Consider the following 11,103-nt stretch of genomic DNA (forward strand, 5'->3'; position numbering starts at 1 on the left):
TCGGACATGTGTTCCTGACGATCTCCACGCGCGGCACCGCCGCCTCACCGGCCACCGACCTCGGCTACCTGCTCCACAAGCACCCTGACAAGGCGCAGGCGTTCTCCACCTCCTACGGCACGGCGCACGTCCTCTACCCCGAGGCCGATGCCGAGCGCTGCACGGCGGCGCTGCTGCTGGAGGTCGACGCGGTGGCGCTGGTGCGCCGGGGGAAGGGCAAGGGACGCGGCGGGGCGCCCGACGCGGCGCTCGCGCAGTACGTCAACGACCGCCCGTACGCGGCCTCCTCGCTGCTCGCGGTGGCGCTGAGCGCGGTCTTCTCCAGCGCCATGCGAGGCGTGTGCAACGCCCGCCCCGAGCGCGCGGCCCAGCCGCTGCCCCTGCGCGTCGAGGTGCCCGCGCTGCCCGCCCGCGGCGGCCCTGAGCTCGTACGACGTCTCTTCGAGCCGCTGGGCTGGACCGTCACCGTCGAACCGGTGGCGCTGGACACCGAGTTCCCCGAGTGGGGCGACTCGCGATATGTGCGGCTCGTCCTGGAGGGCGAGACCCTCACCCTCGCCGAGGCCCTGCGCCACCTCTACGTCCTGCTGCCGGTCCTCGACGACGCCAAGCACTACTGGGTGGCCCCCGACGAGGTCGACAAGCTGCTGCGGGCCGGTGAGGGCTGGCTGTCCGAGCACCCGGAGCAGAAGCTGATCACCAGCCGTTACCTCTCGCGCCGCTGGTCGCTGACGCGCGAGGCGATGGAGCGCCTGGAGCTGGTGCGGCTCGCCGAGGCGGACGACAGCGAGGTCGAGGACATCGACAACGCCGTCGAGGCGGAGACCGAGACGGAGGAGAAGCCCACCCCGCTCGCCGTGCAGCGACGCGAGGCGATCATCACCGCGCTCGGCGCGTCCGGCGCCGCCCGGGTGCTCGACCTCGGCTGCGGACAGGGCCAGTTGGTGCAGGCGCTGCTCAAGGACCCGCGGTTCACCGAGATCGTCGGCGTCGACGTGTCGATGCGCGCGCTGACCATCGCCTCCCGGCGCCTGAAGCTGGACCGCATGGGAGAGCGGCAGGCCGCGCGCGTCAAGCTCTTCCAGGGCTCGCTCGCGTACACCGACAACCGGCTCAAGGGGTACGACGCCGCGGTGCTCAGCGAGGTGATCGAGCACCTCGACCTGCCGCGGCTGCCCGCCCTGGAGTACGCGGTGTTCGGCTCGGCCCGCCCGAGGACCGTCCTGGTGACGACCCCCAACGTCGAGTACAACGTCCGCTGGGAGTCCCTCCCGGCCGGCCACGTCCGGCACGGCGACCACCGCTTCGAGTGGACGCGGGAGGAGTTCCGTACCTGGGCCGGGACGGTGGCCGGACGGCACGGGTACGACGTGGAGTTCGTGCCCGTCGGCCCCGACGACCCGGAGGTCGGACCGCCGACCCAGATGGCTGTTTTCCGTATGAGGACCGAGAAGGAGGCGAAGGCGGCATGACCGAGAACCGGACCAAGGGGCGCGTCCTGCCCGTCACCGACCTCTCCCTCGTCGTCCTCGTCGGCGCCTCCGGCTCCGGCAAGTCCACCTTCGCCCGCCGGCACTTCAAGCCGACCGAGGTGATCTCCTCCGACTTCTGCCGCGGCCTGGTCTCCGACGACGAGAACGACCAGAGCGCGACGAAGGACGCCTTCGACGTCCTGCACTACATCGCCGGCAAGCGCCTGGCGGCCGGCCGCCGTACCGTCGTCGACGCGACCAGCGTGCAGCAGGACGCCCGTCGTCAGCTGATCGACCTGGCCAGGCAGTACGACGTACTGCCCATCGCCATCGTGCTGGACGTCCCGGAGGAGGTGTGCGCCGAGCGCAACGCGGCCCGCACCGACCGGGCCGACATGCCACGCCGGGTGATCCAGCGGCACATCCGTGAACTCCGCCGTTCCGTACGGCACTTGGAGCGCGAGGGCTTCCGCAAGGTGCACGTCCTGCGCGGGGTCGAGGACATCGAGAGCGCCACCGTCGTCACCGAGAAGCGCTTCAACGACCTGACCCACCTCACCGGCCCCTTCGACATCATCGGCGACATCCACGGCTGCGCCTCGGAACTGGAGTCGCTGCTCGGCAAGCTGGGCTACGTCGACGGCGTGCACGCCGAGGGCCGTACGGCCGTCTTCGTCGGCGACCTCGTCGACCGCGGCCCGGACAGCCCGGGCGTGCTGCGCCGCGTGATGTCCATGGTCACGTCCGGCAACGCGCTGTGCGTACCCGGCAACCACGAGAACAAGTACGGCCGGTATCTCAAGGGACGCAAGGTCCAGCACACCCACGGCCTGGCCGAGACCATCGAGCAGATGGAGGGCGAGAGCGACGAGTTCCGCGCGCAGGTGAGGGAGTTCATCGACGGGCTGGTCAGCCACTACGTCCTCGACGGCGGCCGGCTGGTGGTCTGCCACGCCGGTCTGCCCGAGAAGTACCACGGCCGCACCTCCGGCCGGGTCCGCTCGCACGCGCTGTACGGCGACACCACCGGCGAGACCGACGAGTTCGGGCTGCCGGTGCGCTATCCGTGGGCGGAGGACTACCGGGGCCGGGCCGCGGTCGTCTACGGCCACACACCGGTCCCCGAGGCGACCTGGCTCAACAACACCATCTGCCTGGACACCGGCGCCGTCTTCGGCGGCAAGCTCACCGCGCTGCGCTGGCCGGAGCGTGAGCTGGTCGACGTACCGGCGGAGCAGGTCTGGTACGAGCCGACGCGCCCGCTGCGGACCGAGGCACCCGGCGGGCACGACGGCCGGCCGCTGGACCTGAACGACGTGTACGGGCGGCGGGTCGTGGAGACCCGGCACTCGGGCCGGGTCGCCGTCCGCGAGGAGAACGCGGCCGCGGCCCTGGAGGTCATGAGCCGTTTCGCCGTCGACCCGCGGCTGCTGCCGTACCTCCCGCCGACCATGGCGCCGGCGGCGACCAGCCACGTCGACGGCTACCTGGAGCACCCGGCCGAGGCCTTCGCCCAGTACGCCGCCGACGGGGTGGCGCGAGTCGTGTGCGAGGAGAAGCACATGGGCTCGCGGGCGGTCGCCCTGGTGTGCCGGGACGCGGAGGCGGCGCGCAAGCGGTTCGGGGTCGACGGTCCGACGGGCGCGCTGTACACCCGTACCGGACGGCCGTTCTTCGACGACGGGTCGGTGACGGAGGAGATCCTCGGACGCGTGCGGACGGCGATCGGCGAGGCCGGCCTGTGGGAGGAACTCGACACGGACTGGCTGCTGCTCGACGCCGAGCTGATGCCGTGGTCGCTGAAGGCCTCCGGGCTGCTGCGGTCGCAGTACGCGGCCGTCGGCGCCGCCTCCGGGGCGGTGTTCCCCGGTGCGCTCGCCGCGCTGGAGGGTGCCGCGTCCCGGGGCGTCGAGGTGGCCGACCTGCTGGCCCGCCAGCGGGAACGGGCGTCGAACGCGGCCGCGTTCACGGAGGCGTACCGCCGCTACTGCTGGACGACCGAGGGCCTGGACGGCGTACGACTCGCGCCCTTCCAGATCCTGGCCGTCCAGGGCCGCAGCCTCGCCGGACTGCCGCACGACGAGCAGCTCACCCTGCTCGACCGGCTCGTCGAGCACGACTCCGGCGGTCTGCTGCAGACCACCCGACGGCTCTACGTCGACACCGGTGACCCGGAGTCGGTGCGGGCCGGCGTCGACTGGTGGCTGGAGATGACCGGTCGCGGCGGCGAGGGCATGGTCGTCAAGCCGCTGGGCGCGCTGGTGCGCAGCACCGAGGGGCGGCTCGTGCAGCCCGGCATCAAGTGCCGGGGCCGTGAGTACCTGCGGATCATCTACGGTCCGGAGTACACGCGCCCCGACAACCTCGTCCGGCTGCGCGGCCGCTTCCTGAACCACAAGCGGTCGCTGGCGATCCGCGAGTACGCCCTGGGCCTGGAGGCCCTGGACCGGCTGGCGGAGGGCGAGCCGCTGTGGCGGGTGCACGAGGCCGTGTTCGGGGTGCTGGCGCTGGAGTCGGAGCCGGTGGACCCGCGGCTTTGAGTCAATCGTGAGCCGTGTTCACACAGGGGCCAAGGAAACCTTGTGTCACATGCGCTGCCCCGCCCAACTTGAACAACCTGACGAATCAGGGGAGTTCGAGGGGGGCGGGGCAGGCGTGGAGATCACCGGCTCACGGTCGAGGAGCTGGACGAGTGGCTCCGAGACAAGGGCGTGGCGGCTCACTGCACGCTCGACGACCCCGATCTGCTCGCGACCTTCGACACCCTTCAGGAACCCACGCAGGTTCCGCTATCCGACCAGGCGCAGTGAGGTGCCCGCCACGCCCACGCGCACCGACTGGCCCCAGGTCAGCTGCAGCGCGTCCTGCTCCATCCCGTCGCCGAAGGCGATCAGCCGCTCGGACTCGACGGTGAGGGTGAGCCGGGCCGCGTCCACGAGCTCGCCCGCGACCAGCGACGTCCCGGTGGCCGGTGACGGCCACGCCTCCCGTACGAACCACAGCAGCCGGTCGTCGGTCGGGCGGGGCAGCGACAGGGCCCTCTGGGCGGCGCCCCGCTCCTGCCACACCGAGCGGATCCATCCCGTCGCGCCGGTCCCCGTCCCCACCAGCACCCCGGACGAAGCCTGGGCCTCGACGACACCCCCGTCGTCCTCGAGGCCCAGGCGGTACCTGGCCGTCTGATGTCCGGCGGCGCCCAGGTAGATCTCGTTGAGCGCGACGATCCGCTGTGTGTCGTCGGCGACGGCCTCGACCATGGTGAGTTCGTCCACGGCGCTCGTGCGGGCCGTCGCCAGCAGTGCCGCCGCGTCCGCGGGCCCGTGCCGCACCAGGACGCCCGGGTTGCGCCCGGGGTCCGTGTCGATGCCCACCACCGGCTGCCCGGCGAGGTACTTGGCGACGTTCGCCACCAGCCCGTCCTGCCCGACGACCACCACGACGTCCTCCGGCGCGAACAGGAAACGGTCCAAGTCGGCCCTCTCGACCAGCGACTGACGCCAGGTCAGCGGAATGGCCGCGGTCACCTCGGCGAGCGCACGCCGGGTGCGGCGGTGCCGCTCGGCGACCTCCGCGATGTCCCGGCCCCGGGAGGAGAGGAAGAAGGCGGCCTGTCCGTGGGTACCGTGGTGGGCCACCAGCTCCTCGTACTCCGTGGTCCGGTGGACGAGGACCACACGCGGGGCGAGACTCATGCGGCGCGCTCCACGCAGAGGACCGGCAGGGCGAGCGCCCCCGTCAACCGGGCGCCGGACGCCGCCTGCCCGCCGCCCGGGCTCGCGTCGCGGGCGGGTCGGGGGAGGGTTCCTGTCGGTCGGGCGGTGGATGGTGCTTGCGCGGCATTCGGGTCCGTGTTGGGGGCGGGTCGGGGGAGGATTCCTGTCGGCCCGGCGGTGGACGCCGGCCGCCCGCCGCTCATGTCCGCCCTGCGGGCGGGTCGGGGGAGCGCCCCTGCCGACCGGGCGCCAGACGCTGGCTGCCCGCCGCTCGGGCTCGCGTCGCGGGCGGGTCGGGGGAGGGCCCCTGTCGGCTGGGCGCCAGACGCTGGCTGCCCGCCGCTCGGGCTCGCGTCGCGGGCGGGTCGGGGGAGGGCCCCTGTCGGCCGGGCGCTGGACGCCGGCTGCTTCCCGCTCGTGCTCGCGTCGCGGGCGGGTCGGGGGAGGGTTCCTGTCGGCCGGGCGGTGGATGGTGCTTGCGCGGCATTCGGGTCCGTGTTGGGGGCGGGTCGGGGGAGGGCCCCTGCCGACCGGGCGCCGGACGCCGGCTGCCTCCCGCTCGGGCTCGCGTCGCGGGCGGGCCAGGAGAGCGCCCCCGTCGGCCGGGGGGCGGGCGGCGGCTGACCCCCGTCCGGGCTCGCGTCGCGGAACCTGGGCGAGGCGGTCGATGGCAGGTCGAGCGGCCTCGCGTCGGGGAAGCCGGCCCGTCCGGCTCCCGTCTTCATGCCCGTTCCCCGTTGCCGAGCCGGGCGAGCAGTCCCGTCAGTACGTCCGGCGAGATGGTCACGCTGTCGATGTTCGGCAGGTTCTCCGCCAGCCGGGTCCCGGCGAGGGCGTGCAAGGTCGCGACGTCCACTTCTCCGTGCACCCGCAGCCAGGCCGCCTGCGCCTGAGCCCGCGCCTCCCCGACCTCGCGTGCCCCTTCGGCCTCGGCCCGCGCAAGCCGGACGGACCGTACCGCCTCGGCATCGGCCATCCGCACCGTCCGCGCCGCCTCCGCCTCCGCCAGCCGCTCGGTACGCCGTGCCTCGGCGTCCGCGAGCTGCACGGACCGCGTGGCCTCCGCGTCGGCCAGCCGAAGCGAGCGGTCCGCCTCCGCCTGAGCCAGCTTCACCGTCCGCGCCGCCTCCGCCTCGGCCCGTACCGCGTCCGCCGCCGCGTGTTCCTCGGCCTCCCGGCGGGCGTTCGTGCCGCGTTGCTCGACCAACTGCTCCTCGCGGCGGGCGAGTTCGATCTGGCTGGCCAGTTCGTTCTCGGCGATCGCCCGCTCCCGCTCGACGGCCACGGCCCGCCGCTCGTACGTCGCCCGGTCCGCCTCCTGCTGGATCTGCTCTCGGGCGGGCGTGCGCAGGGCCCGCTCCACCTCCGGCTCGGGACGCAGCGCCACCACCCGGACGGCGACCACCTCGATGCCGGTCGCCGGCAGCCGCGGCTCGGCGCCCAGCCCGGCCGCGACCCGCTCCCGCACCGCCGCCACCCCGTCCACCAGCGCCGACGCCAGTGACGTACGAGCGAGGACGTCCAGCGCATGCTGCTGGGCCGTCTCCGTCAGCAGCGTCCCCAGCTGCTCCAGCGGCGCACCCCGCCACACCCCCGTGTCCGGGTCGACGGAGAAGTCCAGCCGGGCGGCGGCGAGCGCCGGGTCACTGATCCGGTACGTCACGGTGGCCTGCACCGCCACGTCCTGGAAGTCGGAGGTACGGGCATGGAAGGTCATCGCCAGCTCCCGGTCGTCGACCGGGACTTCGGAGAGCGCCGCGGTCAGCGCACGGAACCAGAAGCTGAGCCCCGGGCCGTCGTGCAGCAGCTTCCCCGCGCGCTGGTGCCGGATGTGCGCCGTCGGCGCCCCCCGCAGATGGCGCCAGCCCAGACGCCGTGTGATGTCGGCCATCGAACCCCCTCGGTTCTCGTCCGTTCGACGATAATCACCGCAGGCGCTTATCGTCAAGGGGACGAGAACAAGAAGGCGAAGAAACCGTCGACCGATGGGTCAAGAAGCCCCCCGGTGGTCAGGATGGAGGCATGGGAATGCATGTCGACTCCGAGGCTGGGCGGCTGCGCCGCGTCATACTCCACCGGCCGGATCTAGAGCTGAAAAGGCTCACCCCCAGCAACAAGGACGCCCTCCTCTTCGACGACGTGCTCTGGGTGCGCCGCGCCCGCGCCGAGCACGACGGTTTCGCCGACGTCCTGCGCGACCGCGGGGTCGCCGTCCACCTCTTCGGCGACCTGCTCACCGAGGCCCTGGAGATCCCGGCGGCCAGAACGCTCGTCCTGGACCGGGTCTTCGACGAGAAGGAGTACGGAGTCCTCGCCACCGACCACCTCAGAGCCGCCTTCGAGACCCTCCCCGCGCAGGAGCTGGCGGAGGCCCTGGTCGGCGGCATGACCAAACGCGAGTTCCTGGACGCCCACACGGAGCCCACCTCCGTCCGCTTCCATGTCATGGACCTCGACGACTTCCTCCTCGCGCCGCTCCCCAACCACCTCTTCACCCGCGACACCTCCGCCTGGATCTACGACGGTGTCGCCGTCAACGCCATGCGCTGGCCTGCCCGCCAGCGCGAGACGGTGCACTTCGAGGCGATCTACCGGCACCACCCCCTCTTCCGCGACGAAACGTTCCACGTCTGGTCCGAGGGGCAGGCCGACTACCCGTCCACGATCGAGGGCGGGGACGTCCTGGTCATCGGCAACGGCGCCGTCCTGATCGGCATGAGCGAGCGCACCACCCCGCAGGCGGTCGAGATGCTGGCCCACAAGCTGTTCGAGGCGGGCTCCGCGCAGTCGATCGTGGCCCTCGACATGCCGAAGCGCCGCGCCTTCATGCACCTCGACACCGTGATGACGATGGTCGACGGCGACACCTTCACCCAGTACGCGGGCCTCGGCATGCTCCGCTCGTACACCATCGAGCCGGGCGCGGGCGACAAGGAGCTCAAGGTCACCGACCATCCGCCGGAGCACATGCACCGCGCGATCGCCGCCGCCCTCGGTCTGAGCGAGATCCGGGTCCTGACCGCCACCCAGGACGTGCATGCCGCCGAGCGCGAGCAGTGGGACGACGGCTGCAACGTCCTCGCCGTCGAGCCCGGCGTCGTCGTCGCCTACGAACGCAACGCCACCACCAACACCCATCTGCGCAAGCAGGGCATCGAGGTCATCGAGATCCCCGGCAGCGAACTGGGCCGGGGCAGGGGCGGCCCGCGCTGTATGAGCTGTCCCGTCGAACGGGGTGCCGTATAGAAATGCAATTCGTCGTATAGACTTCCAGCGATATACGTCCCCGCACTTCCTGGAGCGCCCCCATGGCGACACTCCCGACCGCCCTCGCCGGCCGCCACTTCCTCAAGGAGCTCGACTTCTCCCAGCAGGAGTTCCTCGGCCTGATCGAGCTGGCCGCCGAGCTGAAGGCCGCCAAGAAGGCCGGGACCGAGACGCAGTACCTGCGGGGCCGGAACATCGCGTTGATCTTCGAGAAGACCTCGACGCGTACGCGCTGCGCGTTCGAGGTGGCCGCCGCCGACCAGGGCGCCTCGACGACCTACCTCGACCCGGCGGGCTCGCAGATCGGGCACAAGGAGTCGGTGAAGGACACGGCCCGGGTGCTGGGGCGGATGTACGACGCGATCGAGTACCGCGGGCACGGTCAGGGTGTCGTCGAGGAGCTGGCCGCATACGCCGGGGTCCCCGTCTACAACGGCCTCACCGACGAGTGGCACCCCACGCAGATGCTGGCCGACGTGCTCACCATGACCGAGCACAGCGACAAGCCGCTCAACGAGACGGTCTTCGCCTACCTCGGCGACTCCCGCTACAACATGGGCAACTCCTACCTGGTCACGGGCGCCCTGCTCGGTATGGACGTCCGTATCGTCGCGCCCCGGGTGCTGTGGCCGGACGAGACGATCGTCGAGGTGGCCCAGCAGCTCGCCGCCGCCTCCGGCGGCCAGGTCACGCTCACCGAGGACGTGAAGGAGGGTGTGCGCCACGCCGACTTCGTCGCCACCGACGTCTGGGTGTCGATGGGGGAGCCCAAGGAGGTCTGGGACGAGCGCATAGCGCTGCTCGGCCCCTATGCCGTGACCATGGACGTGCTGCGCGCCACCGGCAACCCCGACGTGAAGTTCATGCACTGTCTGCCGGCCTTCCACGACCTCGGCACACGTGTCGGCCGCGAGGTCCACGAGCGGCACGGTCTGACGGAGCTGGAGGTCACCGACGAGGTGTTCGAGTCGGAGCACTCCGTGGTCTTCGACGAGGCCGAGAACCGGATGCACACCATCAAGGCGGTCCTGGTCGCGACCCTGGCGTGACACCCGGCCCGGTGCTCAGGCGGAACGCCGCTGCCGGGGCACCACCGGCAGCCGGAACCACACGGCCTTGCCCGACTCCGTCGGCCGGTGACCGCAGGACGAGCTGAGCGCGCGGATCAGCAGCAGTCCGCGCCCGTGCTCCTGCCAGCAGTCGGGCATCTCCGCGCCCGGCCAGGTGAGATCGAACGGCGGCACCGGGTCCGGGTCGTGCACCTCGACCTGGCAGCCGCTCGGCAGCAGCTCCACCACGAGCTCTATGGGGGAGTCCCCGACGACGGTGTGCTCCACGGCGTTCGCGACCAGCTCCGCCGTGAGCAGTTCCGCGGTGTCGCAGTCGGCCCCGTGCTCCAGCTCGGCCAGCGCCGTGCGCACGAGTGCACGGGCCACGGGCACGGCCGCGGCGGAGTGCGGCAGTGCGATGCGCCAGGAGGCGGCGGACGACGAGGGGCGGTCGTACAAGGCGGGTCCGTTCATGAGCAGGCTGTCCTGCTTTCAACTTTTACGAATGGTACGGCGCCGCCCGGCGAGCGGCCCGACGGGCACCGTGCGGGACCTTCGGCCCCGCTGACGGGCGGCATACCCGTAGCAACGGCTTGCCTCGCGGCGCCGCTCCCGTCGTAGCCGCTCTGTCGACGAGCCGTGACGGATGTGACCGGGCCGGGTCAGATCAGGACAGCTCTATCGCGCCCTCGTGACGACAGTCACGGATGGGTGATAGCTTCGAAGGGTAGAGCTCAGTGAGGCAGTGCCCGCCCCCCGAGGAGGCCGCACGTCATGAGTCCCTTCACCGGCTCCGCCGCCCGCACCTCCGACTGGCGGCATCTGCGCGTGGAGCACGCCGACGGGGTCGCCACGGTCACCCTCGCCCGCCCCGAGAAACTCAACGCGCTGACCTTCGGGGCCTACGCCGACCTGCGCGACCTGCTCGCCGAACTCTCCCGCGAGCGGTCCGTACGGGCGCTGGTCCTGGCCGGCGAGGGCCGCGGCTTCTGCTCGGGCGGCGACGTCGACGAGATCATCGGCGCGACCCTGTCCATGGACACCGCCCAGCTCCTCGACTTCAACCGGATGACCGGCCAGACCGTACGGGCGATACGGGAGTGCCCGTTCCCGGTGATCGCGGCGGTGCACGGGGTGGCGGCGGGCGCCGGGGCGGTCCTCGCCCTGGCGGCGGACTTCCGCGTCGCTGACCCGTCCGCCCGGTTCGCGTTTTTGTTCACCAGGGTGGGCCTGTCCGGCGGCGACATGGGTGCGGCATATCTGCTGCCGAGGGTCGTGGGCCTTGGCCACGCCACCCGCCTGCTGATGCTGGGCGAACCGGTCCGCGCCCCCGAGGCGGAACGCATCGGCCTGATCAGCGAACTGACCGACGAGGGCCGCGCGGACGAGGCAGCCCGGGAACTCGCCCGCCGCCTGGCCGACGGCCCGGCGCTGGCGTATGCCCAGACGAAGGCCCTGCTCACAGCCGAGCTGGACATGCCACTCGCGGCATCGGTCGAACTGGACGCCTCGACCCAGGCGCTGCTGATGAACGGTGAGGACTACGCGGAGTTCCATGCGGCGTTCACCGAGAAGCGGCCGCCGAAGTGGCAGGGGAGGTGA

Annotated in this window: 8 protein-coding genes; 5 read left to right on the top strand and 3 right to left on the bottom strand. The window is 72.1% G+C overall.

Going from position 1 to position 11,103, the window contains the following annotated elements; all coding sequences use genetic code 11:
• Positions 1-8: 8 nt before the first annotated feature.
• Together ACWC1K_RS06260 and ACWC1K_RS06265 are read left to right on the top strand one after the other, a co-directional pair.
• A complete protein-coding gene (locus ACWC1K_RS06260; RefSeq protein WP_450829084.1) occupies positions 9-1,472 on the top strand; it encodes a 3' terminal RNA ribose 2'-O-methyltransferase Hen1 in 1,464 nt (487 codons plus the stop codon).
• On the top strand, positions 1,469-4,012 hold the full coding sequence (locus ACWC1K_RS06265) for a polynucleotide kinase-phosphatase (protein ID WP_450829085.1): 2,544 nt from the start codon (positions 1,469-1,471) through the stop codon (positions 4,010-4,012). Before ACWC1K_RS06260 ends, ACWC1K_RS06265 begins: the two co-directional genes overlap by 4 nt.
• Before the next feature lie 249 nt (positions 4,013-4,261).
• On the opposite strand, the gene ACWC1K_RS06270 is transcribed toward ACWC1K_RS06265, so the two are convergent.
• A complete protein-coding gene (locus ACWC1K_RS06270; RefSeq protein WP_450829086.1) occupies positions 4,262-5,164 on the bottom strand; it encodes a hypothetical protein in 903 nt (300 codons plus the stop codon).
• 742 nt (positions 5,165-5,906) lie between these two features.
• Complete coding sequence (locus ACWC1K_RS06275; RefSeq protein WP_450829087.1) at positions 5,907-7,076, bottom strand: SPFH domain-containing protein; 1,170 nt, start codon at positions 7,074-7,076, stop codon at positions 5,907-5,909.
• A gap of 131 nt (positions 7,077-7,207) precedes the next feature.
• Between ACWC1K_RS06275 and ACWC1K_RS06280 the strand changes: the two genes are divergently transcribed.
• Both ACWC1K_RS06280 and argF read left to right on the top strand, forming a co-directional pair.
• Positions 7,208-8,431: an arginine deiminase gene (locus ACWC1K_RS06280; RefSeq protein ID WP_450829088.1), complete on the top strand. Its 1,224-nt coding sequence runs from the start codon at positions 7,208-7,210 to the stop codon at positions 8,429-8,431.
• 62 nt (positions 8,432-8,493) lie between these two features.
• On the top strand, positions 8,494-9,501 hold the full coding sequence (gene argF, locus ACWC1K_RS06285) for an ornithine carbamoyltransferase (RefSeq protein WP_450829089.1): 1,008 nt from the start codon (positions 8,494-8,496) through the stop codon (positions 9,499-9,501).
• Between the two features lie 15 nt (positions 9,502-9,516).
• On the opposite strand, the gene ACWC1K_RS06290 is transcribed toward argF, so the two are convergent.
• Complete coding sequence (locus ACWC1K_RS06290) at positions 9,517-9,975, bottom strand: ATP-binding protein (RefSeq protein WP_450829090.1); 459 nt, start codon at positions 9,973-9,975, stop codon at positions 9,517-9,519.
• Positions 9,976-10,275: 300 nt separating this feature from the next.
• On the opposite strand from ACWC1K_RS06290, the gene ACWC1K_RS06295 reads away from it, so the two are divergent.
• Entirely contained in the window at positions 10,276-11,103 is an 828-nt protein-coding gene (locus ACWC1K_RS06295) for an enoyl-CoA hydratase family protein (RefSeq protein ID WP_450829091.1), read from the top strand.

The sequence above is a fragment of the Streptomyces sp. NPDC001492 genome (genome assembly GCF_053597275.1).